Raw genomic sequence first — 23,754 nt, 5'->3', positions numbered from 1 at the left:
GGTCACATCCATGAGAAAAGTCAGTCCGTTCAGGTCAGTGCAGCAACGCTGCCGGTATCGCGATGTTCAGATTTCCAGATTTACGCTAAAACCCGCGGTCGCGCCGGAGGTATGGAACCCCGCAGGCTTGTAGAGCGGAACGCCGGCAAACAGGTCATAGCTGAATCGCCCCCACAGCGCGCCGCGCACGCCGAGCGCGCTGCCCGCCAATTGATGGCCAACCAAGTGGCGGGTGTTTGGGCCGTCCACCCGGCCGTAGTCGGCGGCCAGATACAATTCATGCCCGCGAGAAAACACGTTCCAGGCGATTTCATTGCGCCATAGCAGGCCCTTTTCGCCGGACAGCATCTGTTCACCGTCAAAGCCACGCACCGTGTAACGCCCGGCAATGGCCATCCGCTCCTGCGGCGTCAGCGCGTTCGGGCTCCACTGCCCCCTTACGCTGGTATACACCCGCCAGGGCTGATCGCCCCAGGAGAACGGCTGATTGATACCCAGGTCGCCGAGCAAAATGCCGGTACGTGCGCTGCCTTCATGACGCGACTCTTCCGGGGCAGGCAGGGCATTGAATGCGCCGGTGCCGCGGCGCCAGTTGATATTGGCGTCCAGCGTAGTGGTACCGAAGTAGCTGCGCTGATTCAGCCCCAGCTCCCAGCCGGCGGTCCGACGTTTTTGCGACACAATATCAACGTTGTCCACGGCGTTAGTCGAGTGCTTGCGGTAGCCGCGCAGGTTGAGCGTTAACTTGTGTGACTGGTCGCGGTACAGCAACCGGGAGACGGTCAACTGAATGTTGTCACTCTTGCCGCTGTAGCGCAGCACCTCATTGGCGTTGGGGATGTTCTGGTGATAGGTGTAGTCGTTGTAATTGGCCGAGAAAGCCCAATATCCCACCGGGAAAAAGTAGTTCAGCGTATGTGAACGGTTGCCGAACGGCCCGTGCTGAAACACATCCTTGCCGATGTTGGCGTAAAACAGGTCATTCTGCGCAAACGGCGCATCGATAGCCAGAGTGGCCGAACCGAGATAACGCCCGGTACTTTTGGAGCCGCTGTCGTCCAGCCCCAGGCTGAGCCGCACCGGGCGCCCTTCGTGCCAGTTGACCTGCAGGTCACTGGTTCCGTCCTCGGCACCGGGTACGATTTTAATATCGGCATTGGCGCTGGGCACCCGCCTGAGGTTCTCCAGCCCCTGTTCGATATCGCGCAGGCTGAGAATATCGCCGCGTGAGGCAGGAATAGCGTTCCACAGCCGCCCACGCCAGGAGACCGGCTCCTCAAAGCGGATCTCACCGATACGCCCCGGCTGCAGCGTGAGCGCCAACACGCCCGTGGTCAAGTCCTGCTCCTGCGCCATCACGCGTGTGGTGACATAGCCCTTGGCCAGTATGACGTTTTGCACCTTGTTGATGGCAAGCACAATGCCCTGGCTACCCAAACAGCGGCCCCTGGCATCCGCCGCGGCGTTCAACGCCCATTGAAAGCGATCGGCAGACTCGCCGACCAACGTTAGCCGATTGATGATGAAGCAAGGGCGTTCATCGGTTGGGTAATCGGGCAGCACAACGTCGGGACGGGAAAGGCGCGCATCGGCCTGTGGGGCATTTTGCTGTTGCAGGGCGCGCTCGCGCTCCTGCTGGCGCTGCTGTTCGCGGGCATCAATGGACGCCATTCCATCGCTGGTAGACGCCGAAGCGGAAAACAGGGGTACGACGCCGATCAATAATCCCGACAGCCCGCAGCGGATAGAATAAAGTAAAGCACGAGCAGTATCTGAATCTGAGCGCATCCTTGGCTCCTCACCGTTACTTATAGTTATTTATTTGGTCAAAATCATAAGTTAAGTAAATTAATGTAAATAAACTTACTCTGGGGCGAATTATGAGCTTCGAGGGGGAAAAATCAACAGCTTTATGGCGCTGCGATTCACAAAACCATAAGGGAGGCGGCGGGCATGCGAAGAATGGCGAAACGGCGGGAGGATGACGCCATGATGCGCCATCCTTTAAAATTAATTGTCGATCGGGAGGAGAATCAGTAAACGAGACGGACAGCTATCAGCCCAGCAAATTGCTGCCGAACGCCCCCTGCCAATCCTGTTCGAATTTCTCGACCGCGGCCTGCACCGCCGGCGCGCTCAGGAACTGCTCCGCCACATCCACCGGCAGCGTGATGGCCTGGCAACCCGCCAACAGGCATTCCAGCGCCTGGCGCGGCGTCTTGAAGCTGGCGGCCAGCACCTGCGCCGACGGCGCGTGCAGGCTCAGCAGCTGCTGCAGCTCGTGCACCATTTCGATGCCGTCGCCGCCCTGCGCGTCCACCCGATTGACGTAAGGCGCCACGTATTCCGCCCCGGCCAGGGCCGCCAGCAGCCCCTGCCCGGCGCCGTATATCGCCGTGCCCAGCGTTGGGATGGACATCGTTTTAAGCTTCTTGATCGCCGCCAGCCCTTCGGCGGTTGCGGGGATCTTGACCACCAGCCCCGGTACGCGCTGGCTGAGCAACGCGGCCTCCGCCACCATGCGCTCCGCATCGGCCGCCATCACCTGCGCGAACAGCTTGCCGGTGCCGCCGAGGGCGTCGCGCAGCGCGGGCAGCACTTCCCAGATCGGCTTGCCTTCCTTCGCCACGATGCTTGGATTGGTGGTGACGCCGTGCAGCGGCAGAATGCGCGCCAGGCGTTTTACCGCCGTCACATCGGCGGTATCGAGATAAAGCTCCATCACGGACTCCTGTGTCATGTTCTGTGGGCGGATTCAAACTCTGATCATCATAGGGCAAAAACCCCGCCAACCTTTGACCAAAATCAATCCAACCTTCATTCGAAACACCTTTAATGGCGAAAGATTCAGCAACGCCAAACGGGTGACTCATGTTCTTCAATCTGCAGCGCTACTCGACCCATGATGGCCCCGGTATCCGCAGCGTGGTCTTTTTAAAAGGGTGCCCGCTGAGCTGCCGCTGGTGCCAGAACCCCGAAAGCCGCTCGCGCCACGCGGATCTGCTGTTTGACGAACGCCTGTGCCTGAGCGGCTGTACGCTGTGCGCCGAGCGCTGCCCGCAAGGCCTGCAGCGTGACGAGGGCGCGCTGACGCTGCGGCGCGAAGCCATCAGCGCAGACGACTATGCGGCGCTGGCCGCCGCCTGCCCGACCGGCGCGCTCAGCCTGTGCGGCAGCGCGGTCAACCTCGACGATATCATGGCCGAGGTGATGCGGGATAAGCCTTTCTACCTGCGCAGCGGCGGTGGTGTAACGCTGTCCGGCGGCGAACCCTTTATGCAGCCGGAGGTCGCGGCGGAGCTGCTGCGGCGCGGCCGCGAAGCCGGCATCCACACCGCCGTCGAATCCTGTCTGCACGTTCCGTGGCGTTACATCGCCCCTTCGTTGCCCTGGCTGGATCTGCTGTTGGCCGATCTCAAACACACCGATGAAGCGCGTTTCAAAACCTGGACCGGCGGCTCCGCCCGTCGGGTGATGAACAATTTCCGCCGGCTGGCGGCGCACGGCGTGCCAATGACCGTGCGCGTGCCGCTGATCCCCGATTTCAACGCCGATCGCCATTCTGTCCGCGCGATTGTCGACTTCGCCGCCGACGAGATCGGCGTATCGGAGATCCATTTTCTGCCGTATCACACGCTGGGCATCAACAAGTATCACCTGCTCGGCGAACCTTACCGCGCCGCCCGCACGCCGCTGGACGCGCCCGATCTGCTGGCCTTCGCCGAAGCGTACGCCGGCGCCAAAGGCCTGAGCGCCATTTTGCGAGGATAACGCCATGACTACGTTGGATTTGAAAACCCTCAGCGCCCGTATCCAGGCGCATAAGAACGCGCTGATTCACATCGTCAAACCGCCGGTGTGCACCGAACGCGCTCAGCACTATACCGAGGCCTATCAACACCATCAGGATCGGCCGCTGCCGGTGCGCCGCGCGCTGGCGCTGGCCAACCATCTGGCGAAGCGCAGCATCTGGATCGCCAACGACGAGCTGATCGTCGGCAACCAGGCCAGCGAGCTGCGCGCCGCGCCGATCTTCCCCGAATACACCGTCGGCTGGATAGAAAACGAGATCGACCAGTTGGCCGACCGGCCGGGCGCCGGCTTCTCGGTAAGCGAAGAGAACAAGGCGATTTTGCACCGTCTTTGCCCCTGGTGGCGCGGCCAAACGGTGCAGGATCGCTGCTATGGCATGTTTACCGACGAACAGAAGGCGCTGCTCGCCACCGGCATCATCAAGGCCGAGGGCAACATGACCTCCGGCGACGCCCACCTGGCGGTCAACTTCCCGCTGCTGCTGGAACTAGGCCTCGACGGCCTGCGTGAAAAGGTGAACGCGCGCAGCAGCCGCCTGCGCCTGACCGAATGGGAAGATCTGCATAAAGCGCAGTTTCTCAACGCCATCGACATCGTGCTGGCGGCGCTGAGAGAGCACATCCTGCGCTTCGCCCGCCTGGCGCGCGATATGGCGCAGCGCGAAACCCGCGACTGGCGGCGCACCGAGCTGCTGGCTATCGCAGACAACTGCGACCTGATCGCCCATCGCCCGCCGCACACCTTCTGGCAGGCGCTGCAGCTGTGCTATTTCATCCAGCTGACGTTGCAGATCGAATCCAACGGCCATTCGGTTTCCTTCGGCCGCCTCGACCAATATCTCTATCCCTGGTATCGGCGCGACGTCGAGCTGGAGCAGAACCTGGCGCGGGAAGACGCCATCGAGCTGCTGCACAGTTGCTGGCTGAAGCTGCTGGAGGTCAACAAGATCCGCTCCGGCTCGCACTCCAAGGCCTCCGCCGGCAGCCCGCTGTACCAGAACGTCACCATCGGCGGCCAAAAACTGCTCGACGGCCGGCCGTGCGACGCGGTCAACCCGCTGTCCTACACCATTCTCGAATCCTGCGGCCGCCTGCGCTCCACCCAACCCAACCTCAGCGTGCGTTACCACGCAGGAATGAGCGCCGATTTCCTCGACGCCTGCGTGCAGGTAATCCGCTGCGGCTTCGGCATGCCGGCGTTCAACAACGACGAAATCGTCATTCCCGAGTTCATCACGCTGGGGGTTGAACCGCAGGACGCCTACGACTATGCCGCCATCGGCTGCATCGAGACCGCCGTCGGCGGCAAATGGGGCTATCGCTGCACCGGCATGAGCTTCATCAACTTTGCCCGCGTGCTGCTGGCGGCGCTGGAACAGGGCCGCGACGCCACCTCCGGGCAGATTTTCCTGCCGCAGGAACAGGCGCTGTCCAAAGGAAACTTCGCCGATTTCGATCAGGTGATGGCCGCCTGGGACCGACAAATCCGCTACTACACGCGCAAGTCAATTGAGATCGAATGCGTGGTGGACAGCGTGCTGGAGGAGAACGCCCACGATATTCTCTGCTCCGCGCTGGTGGATGACTGCATCGAACGCGGCAAAAGCATCAAGCAAGGCGGCGCCAAGTACGACTGGGTTTCCGGCCTGCAGGTCGGCATCGCCAACCTCGGCAACAGCCTGGCGGCGGTGCGCAAACTGGTGTTCGAGCAAGGGGCGATCGGCCAGCAGCGGCTGGCGGCGGCGCTGGCCGACGACTTCGCCGGGCTGGATGGCGAACAGCTGCGCCAGCGGCTGCTCAACGCCGCGCCCAAATACGGCAACGACGTGGACGAGGTCGATCGGCTGCTGGTGCGCGCCTACCAAACCTACATCGACGAACTGAAGCAGTATCGCAACACCCGCTTCGGCCGCGGGCCGATAGGCGGCGGCTACTACGCCGGCACCTCGTCTATCTCGGCCAACGTGCCCTTCGGCGCCGCCACCCTCGCCACCCCGGATGGGCGCAAGGCGCACCAGCCGCTGGCGGAAGGCGCCAGCCCGGCGTCCGGCACCGACCACCTGGGGCCGACCGCGGTGTTCAATTCGCTCGCCAAGTTGCCTACCGAGGCAATCCTCGGCGGCGTGCTGCTCAACCAAAAGCTGAACCCGGCGACGCTGGACAACCCGCGCGATCGGGAAAAGCTGATGCTGATGTTGCGCACCTTCTTCGAGAGCTATCGCGGCTGGCATGTGCAGTACAACATCGTGTCGCGCGAAACGCTGCTGGCGGCGAAGCAACACCCTGACCAATATCGTGATTTAGTGGTTCGCGTAGCTGGCTATTCCGCCTTCTTTACCGCATTATCCCCTGAGGCGCAGGATGATATTATTGCGCGCACAGAACATACTCTTTAAACCTTTGACTCTTAGCGGCCGCGCCTTGGCGGCCGCATCATCAGGCCGATATGAATTTACGACAACAGACCATATTGCAGTTGGTTAACGATCGCCGGCGGATCAGCGTCAATGAGCTGGCGCGCGCCTCGGGCGTCTCGGAAGTCACCATCCGGCAGGATCTCAACCTGCTGGAAAAGCGCAGTTATCTGAAGCGGGTACACGGTTCCGCCGTGGCGCTGGAGAGCGACGACGTCGACGCCCGCATGATGTCCAATTTCACCCTCAAACAACGGTTGGCGCAATATGCCGCCGCGCAGGTCAACGACGGCGAGACGATCTTCATCGAGAGCGGCAGCGCCAATGCCCTGCTGGCGCGCTACATCGCCGAGCGCAAGCGCATTACGCTGATCACCGTCAGCCACTACATCGCCAACCTGCTGAAAGAAACCGACTGCGACGTGATTGTGCTGGGCGGCATGTACCAGAAGAAAAGCGAGACCGTGGTCGGCCCGCTTACGCGGCTGTGCATTCAGCAGGTGCATTTCAACAAGGCGTTTATCGGCATTGACGGCTTTCAGGCCGAAACCGGCTTTACCGGCCGCGACATGATGCGCGCCGACGTAGTCAGCGCGGTGCTGGCCAAAGGCGTGGAGAATATCGTGCTGACGGACTCGAGCAAATTCGGCCAGATCCAGCCCAACCCACTGGCGCAGCCCGGCCAGATCAGCCGGGTGATCACCGATTCGCGCTTGGCGCTGGAGTATCAGCATCAGCTGAAACGCCAGGGCGTACAGGTGGAGCTGGTTAACGAATAACGCAGGTCACCGCCGCACCGCGCGGGCTACACCGCGCGCCTTCCCCTTGCGCAGCGGGATTTTAAGACTATTTACCTGTTTATCCTTCCCGAGAAACCTATACTCAGTTTCGGCGCCTTTTGGGCCGTAACTTGCTAATTATTCGGCCGTTAACAAAAAATGCCATTTTTTTTATATCGATACTGTACGGGAATCAACGGCAGGCCTGATTTATGGTTAACGCCTATACTTATAGGGCACTTCCATATAGCCAATGCTAAGGAGAAGTCATTATGATGATTATCAATAAACGTTTCGCCACCGCCGCGCTGGCACTGACTCTGGCGTTTTCACTCAGCGCCTGTTCCAACATGTCCAAACGCGATCGCAACACCGCTATCGGCGCCGGCGCCGGTGCAGTCGGCGGCGCAGTGCTGACAGACGGCAGCGCGTTGGGCACGCTGGGTGGGGCTGCGGTAGGGGGCATCATCGGTCACCAGGTTGGCAAATAACCTGACCGAGAGACCTCGGCCGACAGGCTGGCAAAAGCGCCTCGGCGCTTTGACGTATTAACCAGAATAACGATGATTTCAGGTCTGTTTTACTTTAAGTCTATGGTTCTTTTGCCGTTAACGGGCTAACCCCCGGCAGCAACAACCTCAAGCCATGCCGCAGTATTGCACCGCGGCATGGCGATTCACCTCAACCGCCCGCCAGTTTGACCTTCATGCCTTTGGCTTCCAGCAGCTGTTTGAGCAGATCGCGTTTATCGCCCTGGATCTCGATAATCCCGTCTTTCACCGAACCGCCGCAACCGCATTTCTTTTTCAGCTCGGCCGCCAGTTTGTCGAGCGCGGCATCATCCAGATCGACGCCGGCGATCAGGCATACCCCCTTCCCCTTGCGGCCGCTGGTCTGACGCTGGATGCGCACGATGCCGTCGCCCTTGGCGCGTTGCGGCTTAACGTCTTCCTGCTTGATGCGGCCGGTGTCCGTGGAATACACCAGGCGGCTGTTATCGTCATTCATCATTGCTTCCTCAGGCCAAAGAGGCGCGGATCGCGCGCAGCGTCGCGGCAGGATCCGCAGATTGGGTGATCGGACGCCCAATCACCATGTAGTCCACGCCGGCGGCCTGCGCCTGCACCGGGGTCATGATACGGCACTGATCGCCCGCCGCGCTGCCTTCAGGGCGGATCCCCGGCGTAACCAGCTGGAAAGCCTGCCCGCAGGCGGCCTTCAGGCGCTGCGCTTCGTGTGCCGAACAGACCACGCCGTCCAGCCCGCAGTCGCGGGCCAGGCGCGCCAGGCGCTCGGCGTGTTCCGCCGGGCTGGCCTCGATGCCAATGCCGCGCAGGTCTTCCGCTTCCATGCTGGTGAGCACCGTCACGGCGATCAGCAGCGGCGCATCCGCTCCGTAAGGCAGCAGCGCTTCTTTAGCGGCGGTCATCATGCGCGTGCCGCCGCTGGCATGGACGTTGACCATCCAAACGCCCAGCTCGGCCGCCGCCGCAACCGCATGCGCGGTGGTATTGGGAATATCGTGGAATTTCAGGTCGAGAAACACGTCGAAACCGCGCCCGTGCAGATCGCGCACCAGCTGCGGCCCAAACAGCGTGAACATTTCTTTGCCCACTTTCAGCCGGCAGTCTTGCGGATCGATACGGTCGGCGAACGCCAGCGCAGCGTTCTTATCGGCGTAATCTAACGCCACAACGATTGGAGATGATTTTAAGTCATTGTTATTAGCGTTATTTTCAGACTTCATTTCTTCTACCTTCTGTAAAATGGACATAATCAGGTACTCACCCGCGAAACTGACCGCCGCATTCTACATGCCGGGGGCCAGAAATCCCAGCCGCAGCGCGTACCGCCGCTCTGTCATGTTACCTCTCACCTTTGTCATGGCGCGTCAACAAAAGCGCGTCAGCGATAAACCACGCAGCGTAAAACGTCGTAAAGATGCGTAAATTCTCAATCAAAAATTTTGAACAACTTGCTCAGCATTATCAGATTTTCAAACGGCGCAGATGCTTTATTATTCACCACATCGGAAGCGAATGGCTTCCTTCCTAAATAAACAGACTGGAGTCACCTATGAAAACCATCAAATATTTTGCAGCCGCTGCCGCTATCGCACTGACCTCTTTCGCTACCTTCGCCGCTGAGCCGGTCAACAGCCAACAGGCTGACAGCCTGACCGCCAGCGGCATCGTTTCCGCGGGCCATGCGACCACCCTCAGCAGCCTGGAGAAAAAACTGGCCGCTAAAGCCGATGCCCAAGGCGCCGGCAGCTACCGCATCATCTCCGCCGGCGGTAACAACATGCTGAGCGGCACCGCGATCATCTATAAATAATGTTTCCGGTACAGGGCCCGCACGCTCGGGCCCTGCCTCTGTTTCTCGCCTAAAAAACCCGCGTTTGCCTCACCCTTCTTTGTTACAGAAATATTAAATTTTTATTACACACTAGACACCCGATCGCCAGTGGCTTAGCTTGAAAGCATCTTCCTGCAGAAAGGCTTTCAAAATGAGCGAGATATCGACACTTACCATCAAAATTCCTCTGGAACTGAAGGAAAAAATCCGCGCCGCCGCCGCTGAAAACGAATTTTCGTTGAGCGTGGAAGTATGCCAGCGCCTGGAAAACAGCTTCAACGCGCCCGCCGCCAAGGCAGAAAAGCCGGCCAAAAAGGCGGATGAGCTGCACCACGGCGAGATCGACAATCAAAGCACCGAAGAAGAGGTTGAACAGCCGCTGAGCCAGAAAGAACTGAAGAAACTGCGCCAGCTGTTGAAAACCGGCGCCAAAGGCGGCAAAAAAAAGTAAGCGGCAAACGAAAAAACGGGGCGATAATCGCCCCGTTTTGTTTTGCCCCGCCGCCGCGTTATTGCCCGTCCAGACCGCGGATCGGTTTGACCGATGACCAGGCTCGGCACGACGGGCAATGCCAATAGAGCGAGTGCGCAGTGAAGCCGCATTTGTGGCAGCGGTAACGCGGCTTGGTGCGAATTTGCTCGCCGACCATATCGCGCAACAGCAGCAGGCTCTCTTTCGCCCGGCCGTCTTCGGCGTCCGCCAGGTGATAATCCATCAGCCGGTAAAACACGCGCATGGTCGGATGGCGCTGCAGCTGGCGGTTGATATAGACCTGCACCACGTCGCGCCCTTCGTGCTGTTCGATGATCTCGGCCAGCATCAGATCGGCGGTGGCGCCAGTGTTCTCTTCCACGCAGCGTTTCAGGAATTCAACCCAGCTGTGCTGTTGTTCCGGCAGATGCGTGTAGCATTCCTGCAGCATCGGCAGCGTTTCGCTGACCAACTCTTTATCCTGGCTCAGCACGCGTTGCAGCGACTCTGCCGCTTTGGCGTAGTCGTTTTGCGCCATGTAGATGCGCCCGAACATGATGGATACGCGCGCACACTGTTTATCGGCTGCGTCCGCACGTTTGAGCAGGCTCATCGCCCGATCGAGATCGTCGCTGCCCATCGCCTGCAGCGCCAGTTCGCAATAGAAGTGCGCGATCTCGACGCGCTGTTTCTCTTTACCCAGCTTGACCAGCTTTTCCGCCACGTCGATCGCTTTTTGCCAATCGCTGGTGGCCTGATGGATCACCAGCAGTTGCTGCAGCGCCGATACGCGAAAATCCGCTTCGTCAGTCAACTGGCTGAACATGTCTTCCGCGCGATCGTACAGCCCGGCCGCCATATAGTCGCGGCCCAGCTGCTGTACCGCCAGCAGGCGCTGTTCAAAGGTCAGGGAGGCACTTTCCATCAAGGCCTGGTGGATGCGGATGGCGCGGTCGACTTCGCCGCGCGAACGGAACAGGTTACCCAGCGTCAGGTGGGCTTCAACGGTGTTGCTGTCCTCTTTCAACATGTCGAGGAACAGATCGACCGCCTTGTCCTGCTGGTTGGAAAGCAGAAAGTTCACCCCTGCCACGTATTCACGCGACAGGCGGTTGGCTTCTTGCTGTTTATCCTGCTGAGCGCTTCTGCGCCCCATGTACCAACCGTACGCGGCAGCCACGGGCAGCAACAGAAACAGCAGTTCTAACATAGAGGATTATTCCTTGCTGACAACGGGCTGAGCCGCCGGTTCAGCGGGCTGCTCAAGCTGCAGCTCCAGCCTTTTGATCTTGCGCTCGGCGCGGCCCAACGCAATGCGCGTGCGCAGGTAAAACAGGCCGCAAATGATCCAGCCGAGAACAAAACCGGCGCCAAACAGCGTGGCCAACAGGGTCGATACGCGATAGTCACCCTGCGCAACCAGATAGTTGAAATTGACCACCTGATCGTTATGCGCACCCAAGGTGACGGAAATCACGAAGATCACCAGAACCAACAAAAAAATCAGCAAATATTTCACATTCTTTCCCGCGATGCCGAGTGAATCGGATGAACGATGCCAAAACGTGGCGTCCCTAACCCTTAAGTTAGCATTTCCCACTGCGGCAGGGAAACCCTGCGGCACGATAAAACCACATATCTGCTGGCATATTCGGCAGTAAACGGCCTTAGCGAACAAATTGATGAGAAAGCTTCTCAAAACGTCGAATTTATAAGGATATGGGGGCGACGGCGCGGATTGCAATGGCGGGAAAATGTAAGCGGTTAATGCGGCGCCGTTCCGACGCCGCGTTTTTGTGACACAGTCACGTCATGACATGATTAACCCGCCGTCCACATTGATGGTTTGGCCGGTGATGTAGTCGGCATCGTCCGAGGCAAGAAAGGCCACGAGACCCGCCACGTCCTCGGGCTGACCGGCGCGCTTGAGCGGAATGCCCGCCACCCACTCGGCCATCAACTCCCCTTTGCCGTAGGTTTTTTCCGGCCCGCTGAGAATTTCGCCCCAAACGCGGTCGTTATATTCCCACATCTCGCTTTCAATGATGCCGGGGCAGAATGCATTGACGGTAATGCCATACGGTGCCAGCTCGAGCGCTAAACTTTGCGTAATGCCGATCACGCCCATTTTGCTGGCGGCGTAATGCGGTGTGTAAATGAATCCGTTACGCCCCTGACCGGAAGAGGTGTTGATCAGCCGCCCCTTGCGCTGGCCGACCATATATTTAGCCGCTTCCCGGCAGCAGAGCCACACCGCAGTGGTATTTACCGCCAACACTTTCTCAAAATCGCTTTTGGGCATCTGGTCAAAACGATCGATAGTGATCACCCCGGCGTTTTGAATGGAAACGTCGATCGCGCCGAATCGCTCCCAAGCCTGACGATAAAAATCAACCACCTGCGCCTCATCGGTGACGTCGAGGATCACCGGCAGAATCTCCACACCATAACGCTGGCGCAGCGTTTCCGCCGTGGTCAGAATGCGCTCCGCATTCGATGCAATCACCAGATTGGCACCCAAACGGGCGAAGCGCTCAGCAATACCGGCTCCAATGCCGCGGCATGCGCCGGTAATCACCACGGTTTTCCCCGTGAAATCACGATTCATGGTTGTTCTCCTGTCATCAATGAGCTCGCCTGCGGCCGCCACAGGGTGCGTTGCACCGCCTGCCGCCAGGCGCTGTAGTTTTCCTGCAGCTGCCGGTGGCGCTGCATATCGGGTTTAAATTCATCATGTTGGGGCAACAATGCCGCCAGTTGCCGATCGGTAGTCCCCCACAGGCTGCGCATCGCCATCAGCGCCGCCCCCAGCGCCGAGAGTTCCGCCGTGTTGCTGCGCCACACCGGGCAACCCAGCAGATCGGCCTGAAACTGCATCAGCCAGTCATTGCGGCTGGGGCCGCCATCGGCCATTAACCCCTGCAATGCAAAACCCGGCTGTTGCCGCAATACGCCGATCACATCGGCGATTTGATAAGCCACCGACTCAAATGCGGCCCGCACCAAATGTTCCCGCCGCGTGCCGCGGCTGAGGCCGCAGATCACGCCGCGCGCCTGCTCATCCCACCAAGGTGCGCCGACCCCGGTCAGTGCCGGCACAAAATAGACGCCACCGCTGTCGGCCACGCAAACAGGCAGTTCACTTAACGGCGTCTCGTCCCCCGCCGGCATGGCGGTGATATCCAGCATCCAGGCAATGGCGTCGCCGGTGTGGGGAATATTGCCCTCCAGCGCATACTGCATACGCTCGCCATCGTGCCAGGCGACGGTCGTTGCCAGAGCGCTCGTGTCGCATTGCGCTTCGGCGATCGGCGCCATCACCGATGAACCGGTGCCATAGGTGGCCTTAACCTGCCCCGCCTGGCCGAGCGCATGGCCGTACAGCGCCGCATGCGAATCACCGACCATCGCGCCAATCGGAATGCCGTCGGCAATGCCTTCCAATCCCAACGTCACGCCGAACACATGGCTGGAGGGGGAAATCGTCGGCAGCGCCTGGCGGGGAATGTTGAACAGCGCCAGCATCCGCTCGTCCCAATCGCCGGAGGCAAGGTTCAACAGCTGGGTGCGAGCGGCATTGGAGGTATCGCAGCCGAATGCCTGTCCTCCGCTCAACTGCCACAGCAGCCAGGCATCGATGGTGCCAAGGCAGATTTCCCCGTTCTCCGCCATCCGTTGCCCCCCTTCGCAGCGATCGAGTAACCAGCGCATTTTCGCCGCCGAGAATAGCGGTGAAAGCGGCAGGCCGGTGGCGCGACGCACCACTTCGGCCTGCCGATCGTGCCGCAGCCGTTCACAGAAATCGGCGGCGCGCGCGCATTGCCAGGTTAGGGCCGGCCCGATCGGCTGGCCGTTGGAACGCCGCCAGCCGATGGCGGTTTCACGCTGGTTGCTGATGGCGATACCGGCAATACGGGATGCGCCGGCCAACGCAATCGCTTCCCGCAGCACCGCCACAGAGGCTGCCAGCAAGGTCTCGCCCCGCTGTTCCACCCAACCGGGCTGCGGCGTCTGCAGCGTCAACGGCCTGCTGGCTCTGGCGACGATCGCCCCCTGCGCATCCACCACCACGGCCTTGGCGTTGCTGGTGCCTTCGTCCAACGCGACAATGCAATCCGCTTTAGCCATGGCTCACCTCAGCCAGCGGTTGCACCGCTTTTTTATCCTGCCGCTGCATCAAAATGACCTTGCTCTGCAAACGCTGCTGGAACTGGTCAATCACCACGGCGGTAACGATCACCAGCCCTTTAATCACCATTTGCCAGAACTCGCTGACGCCCATCATCACCAGACCGTCCGCCAAAAAAACGATCACAAAGGCGCCGATGATCGAACCAAATACCCTGCCGCGGCCACCGCTGAGCGCCGTACCGCCCAGCACCGTCGCGCCGATGGCGTCCATCTCGAACATATTGCCGGTCATCGGGTGCGCGGTTTGCAACTGAGAAGCGATGACCAGCCCCACCAGCGCCGCACACAGCCCGGAGAAGGCATAGACGAACATTTTCACTTTGACGATCGGCACTCCCGACAGCCGCGCCGCCGGCTCATTGCCGCCAATCGCATAGATATAACGGCCCAGCGGCGTTTTCTTGGTGAGATAGATCCCCAACAACACGATGGCCAACATCAGCCAAATCGGGTTGTAAATCCCGAGAAAGGTGCCGGATCCCAGGGCCGCGAAACCGGTGTTGCCCAGCGCTTCCATGCCCACCAGATTGGGATAGGTTTTACCGTCCGCCGTCAACAACGCCGCACCACGCGCCACGTACATTGCGCCCAGAGTACAGATGAACGGCGCAACGCCGAGCCGCGTGATCAGCGTGCCGTTGACCAACCCCAACAACACGCCCAACAGCGCCACCGCGCCGATCACTTCGAAAACGTTGAGAAACAGCCGGTTGCCATCCCACAGCGGGATACCGACGGTCAACAGCGCACCGGCGATCATCCCGCACAGGCCCGCCACCGCGCCGACCGACAAATCGATGCCGCCGGTGAGGATCACCAGCGTCATGCCAACCGCCAGCAGCCCGGTAATCGCCACGTGCTGCGTCATGATCAGCAGATTGGAGACGGTCAGAAAATTCGGCACCATGCCGCTGAAGAACAGCACCACCAGCAACAGGGCGATGAAGGTGCGCGCCTGCAGCAAATACATATACAACCGATACTTGGTTTGCATTGCCTTATCCTTATGCGTGTGGGGTTGAGGCGCGGATCAGCGTTTCGCGATCGGCCCGTTCGCGCGGCAGATCGGCCGTCAGTTTCCCGTCCGCCATCACCATCACCCGGTCGGCCAGTGAGACCACCTCATCCAGCTCCGACGAAGAGAACATCACCGCCAGCCCCTGGCGTGCCATCGCGCCAATCAGGTGATAAACGTCCGTTTTGGCGCCGACGTCGATTCCGCGCGTCGGCTCATCGAGAAACACTACCTGCGGCCCGGTCAGCAGCGCCTTGCCCAACACCACTTTCTGCTGATTGCCGCCGCTCAGGCTGGTGATTGGCAGCTCCCGGTCACTCACCTTGATCGCCAGTTTTTCGATCATGCCGTCGACCAACGCACACTCCCCGGCCGACGCCAACGGCCGCAGCGCGTTGCGCCCCAGGCTGGCCAGGGTCATGTTGGCCTTGATCGACATCATCTGCACCAAGCCCTCCGCCTGCCTGTCTTCCGGCACCAGCGCCATGCCCAACGCCATGCGCTGACGAAACCCCAACCGCTCCACGCTTTTGCCGTTGAGCAGAATGCGGCCTGCCGTCTGGCGCATCACGCCGTTGATCACCTTGAACAGTTCGGTGCGGCCGGCGCCCAACAGGCCATAAATGCCGATCACTTCCCCTTTGCGCAGTGAAAAACTGACGTCGTTAAGGCAATAGCCACCGTTTTCACGCGGCAGCGTCAACTGCTCAACCTTCAGCACTTCATCCCCTTGCTCTGCCGCGCAATAATCAAAGTGCTTGCTCTTTTCCCCGACCATCTTTTCGATAATCCACGGGATGCTGACGTTGCAGACCGGCTCGGCGGCAACAAAACGCCCATCGCGAAACACCGTGATGCGATCGCCAATCTCCATCAGCTCTTCCAGACGGTGAGAAATGTAGATGATGGTGACGCCGCGTTTTTTCAGATCGGCGATCACCCGAAACAGCGTGCGCACTTCAGCCTGGCTCAGCGCCGACGTCGGCTCATCCATGATCAGCACCCGGGTGTCCTTCGCCAAGGCGCGAGCAATTTCCACCAGTTGCTGATGTCCGATGCCGAGACTGCCCAACGGCGTATGCGGATCGATGTCCAACTCCAGCCGCTGCAGCAAGGATTTGGCCAGCTGATATTGATAGTCCACATTGATGCGGCCACGCTGGAAGAACTCGTTGGCCATAAAAATGTTGTCCATCACCGACAGGTTGGGGAACAGGTTCAGCTCCTGGAAAATAATGCTGATCCCGAGCCGCTCCGCCTGCTGCGTGGAAGTTAGCGTCACCGCTTTACCCTCCAGCTCGATGGTGCCGGAGGACGGGGTTTCCACCCCCGCCAGCAGCTTCATCATGGTCGACTTGCCGGCGCCGTTTTCGCCGATCAGCACGTTGACCTGATTGCGAAACACTTGATAACTCACGCTATCCAACGCGGTGACGCCAGGATAGAGACGCGAAACGTTGCGCGTTTGAATAATGACCGGATCGCTCATCACGCCCCCTTAAGGTTGAATGCGTACCGGCGTGATCAACAGCGGCTCGGCAGGCGCCTGCCAGCTGCTGAATACGCCGTACACGGTAATATGGTCACCCACCTTGGGCGGGGGTCCGGCCAGTTCGTCGATCGAAGCCTGATTAATCGCCCTGGCAAAATCGCCGAACAGCGCTTGGTCATTGAAATCGCTGTAGCTCAGCCCGCGATAGCTGTCGCGCAATGCCGTACCGCGATAAACCGGCCCGATCTGCACCTCCACGCTGCTGAGCGGTGCATCGGTCAGCTTGAGCGTTAATTTTCCGCTGCGCGAACGGGTGTTGACCGCCGCGACTTCACCGCTGACCTTAACGTTGAAATAACAAGGGAACTCCGGTTGAGCGCGGTACCCCAGCAGATCGCAGGCGCTGTCAAAATCCTTGGCCTGGGCGATCCGGGCGAGCAGCTCGCCCAGCGGCTGCGCCGTTTTGACCGCTTGCGGAGCGATTTGGCCGCGGTAAATTTCCGCCGCCTGCGCCACATGCGGATTCACCGGGGAGCGAAGCTCCGCCAGCTTTGTCTCCGAAACGATACGGCAACCACTCAACGCCAGGACGACGGTGACGGTCAGCGCAATGCGCATCGACATAACAACACCTCCGATCGCACCCCGCCGCCGGGACGGGGTGGTGAAAGACGCCGCTCAGCGCGGATTACGGTTTGAAGTTGAAGTCACTGACCCGTTGCGCATTGTCTTTGCCGATCAGGATGCCGCGGAACATCACGCGCTCCTTGCCGGTATAGCTGCCGGACTGGAAATAGCCGTCGAGGATTTCAACGCCCTGCGCGGCGATCGCCTGCGCCTGCAACATCACGCTTGCGTAGAGGCTGCCGTTGAGAATGGCGTCGCGTTCATCGTTGCTGCCGTCGATGCCCACCACGGTGACATCCTGCCGGCCGGCGGCCTTCAGCGCCGCCACTGCGCCCAGCGCTACCGGGCCGTTGCCGCAGATCACGCCTTTGATGTCCGGATGCGCCTGCAGAATGCTGTCCATGATGCGTTTCCCTTCCAGCAGATTGCCCTTGGCATCCTGCCGCGCCACGCTGACCATCTCAGGGTATTGGTCGATCACGTTGTGGAACGACTGCGAGCGCGTGACGCAGTTATTGTCCGCCAGGTTGCAGGTCAGCTCGGCGTATTTGCCGGTTTCCCCCATTTTTTCGACAAACTGGTTGGCGACGTCCGAGCCGGCCTGGAAGTTGTTATGGGTGATCTGCGCCAACGCCACGCCATCGACCGGGATTTCGCGGTTGATCAGTACCACCGGAATACCGGCGTTTTTCGCCTGCTGCACGGCGGCGACGCTGGCCTGAGAATCGGCGTTATCCAAAATGATGCCCTGAACCTTGCGGCCGATAACCAGGCTGATCAGCTCCCCCTGGCGCTTAACGTCTTCGCCGTGCGACAGCACCAGCGTCTGATAGCCGAGCGACTTGGCTTTGGCCTCGGCCCCCTTGGCTTCCGCGGCGTAATAAGGGTTGTCCAGCGAGTTGACGAGAATGGCGATCGTGCCCTTTTCCGCCGCCATGGCAGAGGTGCAGGCAAAACCGGTGAGCAGTGTAAGGTAAGTGGCTATTTTTCTCATGATGGTGTTCTCTTATCGTTGTGTTGAACATCGTCTGGTGTTGGCGATCGCTGCGGTTGCCGCTTACCAAATGGTAAAACCGCCGTCGATCATCAGGTCCGCGCCGGTGATCATGTCGCTGCCGTTGCTGGCAAAAAACAGGATCGCCGCCGCGATTTCATCGGTATAGGCAAAGCGCCCCAGCGGGATCAGCTTTTTCATCGCCTCGCCCTTCTCGCCGTGCCAGGCTTTCTCTCCCATAGGCGTCAGCACTACGGTGGGCGATAACGTGTTGACGGTGATGCCGTGCGGCGCCCATTCTTTGGCCATCACCTTGGTCATGCCCAGCAGCCCCGCCTTGGCGGCGGTGTAAGCGCAGTGATCGTCAATGGCGATGGAGGCCGCCTGCGACGCGATGTTGATGATTTTCCCGCCGTGGCCGGCGGCTATCGCACGGCGCGCCAGTTCCTGCGAACACAGGAAGGGCCCGGTGAGATTGACCGCCAGATGGCGCTGCCACTCCTCGAGCGTCACTTCCGTCGCCGGTTGCAGATTGACGTAGCCGGCGCAGTTGACCAGGATATCGAGCCGGCCAAAGCGAGATTGAGCCGCGTTGAAGGCGGCAGCCACCGAGTCGGAATCGGTCACGTCGCACACCTGGCAGCACACCTGTTCTTCACCCAACTCCCGCAGCGCCGCCGCGGCCTTGTCCTGTTCGAAGGCCGGATACATCAATACCAGGCGCGCGCCCTTTTCCAGCAGCAGGCGATTGGCAGCCATCGCGATGCCGCCCAGACCGCCGGTGATCACCGCCACTTTCCCTGCCAGCGACATCCGGCTATCGACACCGTAGCGTAAATTAACGTCGTATTCGTTCCGCTCCATCGCATTCCCCCTATGGCGTTAACTGAGCATGCAACCCTGCGGCGTCGATGGCGTATTGCCGCCGCAGCGCCGCCCGGCTGCTGCTGTGGGTAAATTCATAAGCCGGCACGCCCAGCGCGGTAAACGGCCGCGGCAGCTGATGCCGCAGCAACAGCTCACCGATGATGGTGCCCAGGCCACCGCTGAGGGCGTGCTCCTCCATGGTCAGCACCCGGCGGTGCGAACGCATCAACGCCACTACCGCCGCCTCATTGAGTGGCCAGAGCGAAGGCAGCGAGACGATGGTCGGGTTATCGCCCAATTCCAGCACCTTCATCGCCTCGTGCGCCACCGTCCCCAGGCAAAACACCAGGCTGTCAGAGCCTTGATGCAGTACCTCCGGCTCTCCGGGGCGGAAGTGATAGCTCGCGTTCAGCACCGGCAGCTTGTCGCTGTCCATACGGATATAGGCCGGGCCGGGTTGCGCGATGACATAACGGACAATCTCTGCCGCTTGCCGCGCATCCGCCGGCGCATAGACGCTGAGATTGCCCAGCGTGCGGGCGATGGCGATATCGTTCATGCAGTGGTGCGTCGCCCCCAGCGGCCCATAGCCGAATCCGGCATTCAGGCCGAGCATTTTCACGTTGGTTTCCGTGTAGCAAACATCGTTTTTCATCTGCTCGTTAGAACGGGCGAACAGGAAAGGCGCGGCGTTGGCGGTAAAGACCGTGCGGCCGCTGAGCGCCATGCCGGCGGCCATGCCCACCATATTTTGTTCGGCGATGCCGACGTTCACCACACGCTCCGGATAAGCCTGCTCAAAGGGCGCGATTTTCGACGTGGACGTGGAGTCCGCCACCATCACGCTCAGATCTGCCCCCGCCAGCTGCTCTTCGATCAACGCCGTCACCACGGCATCGCGTAAGTCCTGCATGTTCACCCCTCCAGTTCCGCCAGCGCCTGCGCCAGCTGTTGTTCGTCCGGTACCGCGTGATGCCAGGCGGCAACGTTAGCCATAAACGACACGCCGTGCCCCTTTTCGGTATTGGCCAAAATCACCCGCGGCTTGTCTTGGCTCGGGCGTTGGATCGCCGCCACCAGCGCCGCCGGATCGTGCCCGTCGCATTCCAGGGTTTCGAAACCGAAAGCGCGCCATTTTTCCGCCAGCGGCTCCAGCGGCATGATGGCCTCTGTCTTGCCCGCCAGCTGCAGCCGGTTGCGATCGACGATGGCAATCAGGTTATCCAGCTTGAATTTGCTGGCCGCCATCGCCGCCTCCCAGTTGGATCCCTCCGCCAGCTCGCCGTCGCCCAGCAGCACGAAAGCGCGGCGATGTGCGCGCCCGGCCAGTTTGTTGCCCAGCGCCAGCCCCACGGCGATCGGCAGGCCATGCCCCAAACCGCCGGAGTTGATCTCCACCAGCTCCGGCAGCTTCTGCCGCACCGGATGCCCGGCCAGCAAGGTGTCGTCGCCCATGAACTGATCGAGCACCGCCGGATCGAGCAGGCCCATCGCCGCGCAACTGCAGTAAAAACCGCCGGCGCCATGCCCTTTAGACAAAATGAACCGATCCTGATCGGGCCGGGCATTGCCGCGATCCATCACCGCCATATACAAGGTGCAGATGATGTCGATTTCCGACAGATCGGCGCCGGTATGGCCCTTGCCTGCCTTATGGTTCATGGTCACCACATATCGGCGCGCCTGGCGCGCCGTGTTTTTAATCGCCTGGAAGTCCATCGTCACCTCTGTTTGAGCTCGTTGATTATCGTTATCGCCTCTAAAACGATCCGCCAACCCGCCTTTGATTTTCGAATGGAAATCATATGCAGCAAAAACGATAATTAATGTGGGCAAGATCAAATTTCAAGCAAAAGCACGCAGCAGGCGGAATCACAATTCACAAAAAGCAATTAATAACAATGAAATAAAAGTATTCAAACAACTTAAAATTCGTTTTACCCGGTGACTTTCGCTGACACCATAGACTTTCGAATAAAAATCAATATGGGTTGACCGGGTTTATCCATAGCTTTATCAATAATCGCGAGCTAAAATTCAGCGCATCAATAAGGAGTTGCCGTGGCAAACCGCCCGGCGGGAACTGACAGGTGCAGGAGTCTTTCGATTGAAAAGCAAAAGCGAACAGCTGGCGGAAATGCAGCAACGGCGCGAAAAGATCCTCGACATGATCCGCGAAGACGGCTCGGCGACGGTCAAAATGCTGACCGATACCTTCAAGCTGACCGAAGCGACCATTCGCACCGACCTGCGGGTCCTGCAGCAACAAGGTTATGTGCAGCGTTTCCACGGCGGCGCAACCCTGGTCGATGGCAAGCAAAACACCCATGCCATGCTGTTGGAACGCCAGGTCAACCTGACCGCCAAGGATCGCATCGGCAAGCTCGCCGCCGGTTTTATCGAACCGGGCGACACCATCATTCTTGATTCGGGCACCACCACCACGGCTATCGCCAATCACCTGAGCCACATCAAGAAACTGTCCGTTATCACCACCGGCGTCAATATCGCGCTGCAGCTGGGCGGCGAACCGGGCGTGAACATTTTGCTGACCGGCGGCTCGTTCAAATTTCCGACGCTTTCCACTTCGGGGGACAAAGCCGCCGGCTTCTTCGAGAACGTTCTGGCCCAGAAACTGTTCCTCGCAACGGCCTGCATCTCACCCCGCCACGGCCTCAGTTTCCCAAGCGAGACCGACATCAAACTGAAAACGGCGATGATCAACGCAGCCAACACGGTGTATGTGGTTGCCGACTCCAGCAAAATCGATAAGGTGTCGATGTTCGCATTGCCCTGTGACTGGCAGCATATCGACTATTTGATCACCGACGACGGTATCAGCAATACCGCCATACAGGCCTTTGAGAAGGTGGGAGTAAAGGTGTTGGTGGCAGGCGCCTGACGGGCGCCTGCGAGAAGAATGCTTATTCCGGCTTGCGCGCCGCGATTTCCTGCTGCTCTTGCGGCGGCGGCGTCAGCGGGCCAAACCAGCGCTGCGCCAGCCAGCAGGTGACCACCACCAACAGCCAACTGATCAGCGTGGCCATCGCCAGATCGCGTGGCCAGTGCATGCCCAGCAGCAAACGGCTGCCCATCACCCCCGTTGCCCACACCATCAGCAGCACGACGGTTTTATAATGGCGGCGCGGCCACAGCAGCCCTACGCCCAACAGCGCCCAGGTGGCGGCGAACATCGTATGCCCCGACGGGAAAGCGAAGCCTGTTTCAAACTGCCAGTGCTTGCGCAGCCAGTTCGGCACCAGGGTCTGATCCTGCAATTGCTCGCGCACCAGCGCGCTGCGCTCTTTGCGATGCAGCGAATAGAAGTATTTGCCGTCCACGCCGTGGTTTTGCTCCAGCCATACCACAAACGGCCGCGGTTCTTGCACCCGATCCTTGATCAGCGACTTGATCCCCTGCCCAATCACCAACGCGGCGGAAAGCAGGATCGCCAGACCGATGGCCGCCTTGAGCCGAAAGCGCAGACACCACAAAAACCAACCGCAAAGGATAGCGCTGGTCAAAATGCCCCACGGCGAGGTCACGGTTTCGGTCACCCAGTACAGCGCTTTCAGCAGCCGATCATTGCCGCCGGGCTGCCAGTGCCAGCCGGATACCCAGACCGCCAGCGGCATCAACAGCAGCAGCAGCGCGCCGCCCGCCGTGCGTTTTGCTATCTCATACATTCCCGTTTTCCTCTGCGTGAATCAGACTGCAGTGTAACAAGAGTGTAATCTTGATAACACGCGAAAAATTAAACAGATAGGCAACCTATCGCAATAATAGGTAGCCGGAAAACGCCATCTGCTGGTTTGCTGAGCACCGCCCGGCAAGAAGTTGTGGCAAAATAGCCGATAATTAACGAAATAGAGATCGGCGCAGCACGTTTTAGTCTTGGTCAATTTACCGAACCGGACTTAGGATGCGCGACAATGATTGAATCGTAGGTTTTTGTGGAGAGTGACATGCAGCTTAAACGGGTGGCAGAGGCTAAACTGCCGACACCTTGGGGCGATTTCCTGATGGTAGGATTCGAAGAACTGGCGACCGGGCATGACCATCTGGCGCTGGTATTCGGTGATATTTCCGGCGAAGCGCCGGTGCTCGCGCGCGTGCATTCCGAATGTCTTACCGGCGATGCCCTGTTCAGCCTGCGCTGCGACTGCGGTTTTCAGCTGGAAGCCGCGCTGGAGCAAATCGCCGAAGAAGGCCGCGGCATTCTGCTTTATCATCGCCAGGAGGGCCGCAATATCGGCCTGTTGAACAAGATCCGCGCCTATGCCCTGCAGGATAAGGGCGCAGACACCGTGGAAGCCAACCACCAGCTCGGCTTCGCCGCCGACGAGCGCGACTTTACCCTGTGCGCCGACATGTTCAAACTGCTGGGCGTCGACGCGGTGCGTTTGCTGACCAACAACCCGAAAAAGGTCGAGATCCTGACCGAAGCCGGCATCAACATCAGCGAGCGCGTGCCGCTGATCGTCGGCCGTAACCCGAAGAACGAACACTATCTGGCGACCAAGGCCGCCAAAATGGGCCATTTGCTCGACCAGAAGTGATCGCCGCCGCGGCGGAAACAATCAGGGCGCCTTGTGAACTGACCCCCAGAAGTTGGACGATGTAAATTCAGGCGGCCTTCATGGCCTGGGTTCGATACTCTACCGGACTCAGGCCTTTTAGTTTCTCTCTGAGGCGGCTGTGGTTATAGTAATCAATGTAGTTCTCTATTTCTT

At 59.8% G+C, this 23,754-nt stretch carries 25 protein-coding genes; 8 read left to right on the top strand and 17 right to left on the bottom strand.

The genetic code is table 11. The features are described 5' to 3' along the window. Nucleotides 1-66: 66 nt before the first annotated feature. Both REA38_RS13240 and fsa read right to left on the bottom strand, forming a co-directional pair. Entirely contained in the window at nucleotides 67-1,788 is a 1,722-nt protein-coding gene (locus REA38_RS13240) for a ShlB/FhaC/HecB family hemolysin secretion/activation protein (protein ID WP_308886020.1), read from the bottom strand. A 268-nt stretch (nucleotides 1,789-2,056) separates the two neighbouring features. Continuing rightward, a complete protein-coding gene (gene fsa, locus REA38_RS13235) occupies nucleotides 2,057-2,722 on the bottom strand; it encodes a fructose-6-phosphate aldolase (protein WP_308886018.1) in 666 nt (221 codons plus the stop codon). Between the two features lie 149 nt (nucleotides 2,723-2,871). On the opposite strand from fsa, the gene REA38_RS13230 reads away from it, so the two are divergent. The 4 genes from REA38_RS13230 to osmB all read left to right on the top strand — a co-directional run bounded on the left by REA38_RS13230 (nucleotide 2,872) and on the right by osmB (nucleotide 7,496). After that, nucleotides 2,872-3,771 carry a glycyl-radical enzyme activating protein gene (locus tag REA38_RS13230; RefSeq protein WP_049232979.1) on the top strand — a complete coding sequence of 300 codons (900 nt, stop codon included), beginning with the start codon at nucleotides 2,872-2,874 and terminating at the stop codon, nucleotides 3,769-3,771. Between the two features lie 4 nt (nucleotides 3,772-3,775). Beyond that, entirely contained in the window at nucleotides 3,776-6,208 is a 2,433-nt protein-coding gene (locus REA38_RS13225; RefSeq protein ID WP_308886017.1) for a formate C-acetyltransferase/glycerol dehydratase family glycyl radical enzyme, read from the top strand. Nucleotides 6,209-6,258: 50 nt separating this feature from the next. Continuing rightward, a complete protein-coding gene (locus REA38_RS13220; RefSeq protein WP_004930631.1) occupies nucleotides 6,259-7,005 on the top strand; it encodes a DNA-binding transcriptional regulator YciT in 747 nt (248 codons plus the stop codon). A 272-nt stretch (nucleotides 7,006-7,277) separates the two neighbouring features. Continuing rightward, nucleotides 7,278-7,496 carry an osmotically-inducible lipoprotein OsmB gene (gene osmB / locus REA38_RS13215; protein WP_004945176.1) on the top strand — a complete coding sequence of 73 codons (219 nt, stop codon included), beginning with the start codon at nucleotides 7,278-7,280 and terminating at the stop codon, nucleotides 7,494-7,496. Nucleotides 7,497-7,686: 190 nt separating this feature from the next. Here osmB and yciH read toward each other — a convergent pair whose 3' ends face one another. Both yciH and pyrF read right to left on the bottom strand, forming a co-directional pair. Next, nucleotides 7,687-8,013, bottom strand: a complete 327-nt coding sequence (gene yciH / locus REA38_RS13210; RefSeq protein WP_033647552.1) for a stress response translation initiation inhibitor YciH — start codon at nucleotides 8,011-8,013, stop codon at nucleotides 7,687-7,689. 10 nt (nucleotides 8,014-8,023) lie between these two features. Beyond that, the gene (gene pyrF, locus REA38_RS13205; protein WP_308886016.1) at nucleotides 8,024-8,752 is read right to left on the bottom strand and encodes an orotidine-5'-phosphate decarboxylase; all 729 of its coding nucleotides are present in this window, start codon (nucleotides 8,750-8,752) and stop codon (nucleotides 8,024-8,026) included. A gap of 329 nt (nucleotides 8,753-9,081) precedes the next feature. Between pyrF and REA38_RS13200 the strand changes: the two genes are divergently transcribed. Together REA38_RS13200 and REA38_RS13195 are read left to right on the top strand one after the other, a co-directional pair. Further along, nucleotides 9,082-9,342 carry a YdgH/BhsA/McbA-like domain containing protein gene (locus REA38_RS13200; RefSeq protein ID WP_060420999.1) on the top strand — a complete coding sequence of 87 codons (261 nt, stop codon included), beginning with the start codon at nucleotides 9,082-9,084 and terminating at the stop codon, nucleotides 9,340-9,342. 172 nt (nucleotides 9,343-9,514) lie between these two features. After that, complete coding sequence (locus tag REA38_RS13195) at nucleotides 9,515-9,814, top strand: Arc family DNA-binding protein (RefSeq protein ID WP_033653022.1); 300 nt, start codon at nucleotides 9,515-9,517, stop codon at nucleotides 9,812-9,814. Between the two features lie 58 nt (nucleotides 9,815-9,872). Here the strand turns inward: REA38_RS13195 and lapB are convergent, their stop codons facing one another. The 11 genes from lapB to REA38_RS13140 form a co-directional block, all read right to left on the bottom strand. Then, complete coding sequence (lapB, locus tag REA38_RS13190; RefSeq protein ID WP_033634721.1) at nucleotides 9,873-11,045, bottom strand: lipopolysaccharide assembly protein LapB; 1,173 nt, start codon at nucleotides 11,043-11,045, stop codon at nucleotides 9,873-9,875. Between the two features lie 6 nt (nucleotides 11,046-11,051). Continuing rightward, nucleotides 11,052-11,354 carry a LapA family protein gene (locus REA38_RS13185; protein ID WP_004930650.1) on the bottom strand — a complete coding sequence of 101 codons (303 nt, stop codon included), beginning with the start codon at nucleotides 11,352-11,354 and terminating at the stop codon, nucleotides 11,052-11,054. 291 nt (nucleotides 11,355-11,645) lie between these two features. Further along, on the bottom strand, nucleotides 11,646-12,443 hold the full coding sequence (locus tag REA38_RS13180; RefSeq protein WP_033653021.1) for an SDR family oxidoreductase: 798 nt from the start codon (nucleotides 12,441-12,443) through the stop codon (nucleotides 11,646-11,648). After that, a complete protein-coding gene (locus tag REA38_RS13175; protein ID WP_103773608.1) occupies nucleotides 12,440-13,963 on the bottom strand; it encodes an FGGY family carbohydrate kinase in 1,524 nt (507 codons plus the stop codon). Before REA38_RS13175 ends, REA38_RS13180 begins: the two co-directional genes overlap by 4 nt. After that, nucleotides 13,956-15,020, bottom strand: coding sequence for an ABC transporter permease (locus tag REA38_RS13170; RefSeq protein ID WP_060456994.1), 1,065 nt, complete (start codon nucleotides 15,018-15,020; stop codon nucleotides 13,956-13,958). The genes REA38_RS13175 and REA38_RS13170 overlap by 8 nt, the downstream gene beginning before the upstream one ends. Before the next feature lie 10 nt (nucleotides 15,021-15,030). Then, entirely contained in the window at nucleotides 15,031-16,530 is a 1,500-nt protein-coding gene (locus REA38_RS13165; protein WP_033647561.1) for a sugar ABC transporter ATP-binding protein, read from the bottom strand. Nucleotides 16,531-16,539: 9 nt separating this feature from the next. Next, nucleotides 16,540-17,157 (bottom strand): DUF2291 domain-containing protein, encoded by a 618-nt coding sequence (locus REA38_RS13160; protein WP_308886015.1) that lies wholly within the window; start codon nucleotides 17,155-17,157, stop codon nucleotides 16,540-16,542. Nucleotides 17,158-17,221: 64 nt separating this feature from the next. Next, nucleotides 17,222-18,154, bottom strand: coding sequence for a D-ribose ABC transporter substrate-binding protein (locus REA38_RS13155; RefSeq protein ID WP_033653015.1), 933 nt, complete (start codon nucleotides 18,152-18,154; stop codon nucleotides 17,222-17,224). A 63-nt stretch (nucleotides 18,155-18,217) separates the two neighbouring features. Further along, nucleotides 18,218-19,018 (bottom strand): GolD/DthD family dehydrogenase, encoded by an 801-nt coding sequence (locus REA38_RS13150; RefSeq protein ID WP_308886014.1) that lies wholly within the window; start codon nucleotides 19,016-19,018, stop codon nucleotides 18,218-18,220. Nucleotides 19,019-19,028: 10 nt separating this feature from the next. After that, nucleotides 19,029-19,934, bottom strand: a complete 906-nt coding sequence (locus REA38_RS13145; RefSeq protein WP_033647566.1) for a transketolase family protein — start codon at nucleotides 19,932-19,934, stop codon at nucleotides 19,029-19,031. 2 nt (nucleotides 19,935-19,936) lie between these two features. Continuing rightward, nucleotides 19,937-20,740: a transketolase gene (locus REA38_RS13140; protein ID WP_033634732.1), complete on the bottom strand. Its 804-nt coding sequence runs from the start codon at nucleotides 20,738-20,740 to the stop codon at nucleotides 19,937-19,939. A gap of 388 nt (nucleotides 20,741-21,128) precedes the next feature. Here REA38_RS13140 and REA38_RS13135 point away from each other — a divergent pair, with 388 nt between their 5' ends. Beyond that, entirely contained in the window at nucleotides 21,129-21,923 is a 795-nt protein-coding gene (locus tag REA38_RS13135) for a DeoR/GlpR family DNA-binding transcription regulator (protein WP_033647568.1), read from the top strand. A 22-nt stretch (nucleotides 21,924-21,945) separates the two neighbouring features. Here the strand turns inward: REA38_RS13135 and pgpB are convergent, their stop codons facing one another. After that, the gene (pgpB, locus tag REA38_RS13130) at nucleotides 21,946-22,707 is read right to left on the bottom strand and encodes a phosphatidylglycerophosphatase B (RefSeq protein WP_308886013.1); all 762 of its coding nucleotides are present in this window, start codon (nucleotides 22,705-22,707) and stop codon (nucleotides 21,946-21,948) included. 279 nt (nucleotides 22,708-22,986) lie between these two features. Here pgpB and ribA point away from each other — a divergent pair, with 279 nt between their 5' ends. Beyond that, on the top strand, nucleotides 22,987-23,580 hold the full coding sequence (ribA, locus tag REA38_RS13125) for a GTP cyclohydrolase II (RefSeq protein WP_019452695.1): 594 nt from the start codon (nucleotides 22,987-22,989) through the stop codon (nucleotides 23,578-23,580). A gap of 67 nt (nucleotides 23,581-23,647) precedes the next feature. On the opposite strand, the gene REA38_RS13120 is transcribed toward ribA, so the two are convergent. Next, a partial coding sequence (locus REA38_RS13120; RefSeq protein WP_308886054.1) for an IS3 family transposase occupies nucleotides 23,648-23,754 on the bottom strand: 107 nt, incomplete at its 5' end.

This window comes from Serratia sp. MF1(2023) (assembly GCF_030954545.1).
GTDB lineage: Bacteria > Pseudomonadota > Gammaproteobacteria > Enterobacterales > Enterobacteriaceae > Serratia > Serratia sarumanii.
The sequence above is the reverse complement of the archived record's forward strand: the minus strand, read 5'-3'. Positions and strand labels throughout refer to the sequence as shown.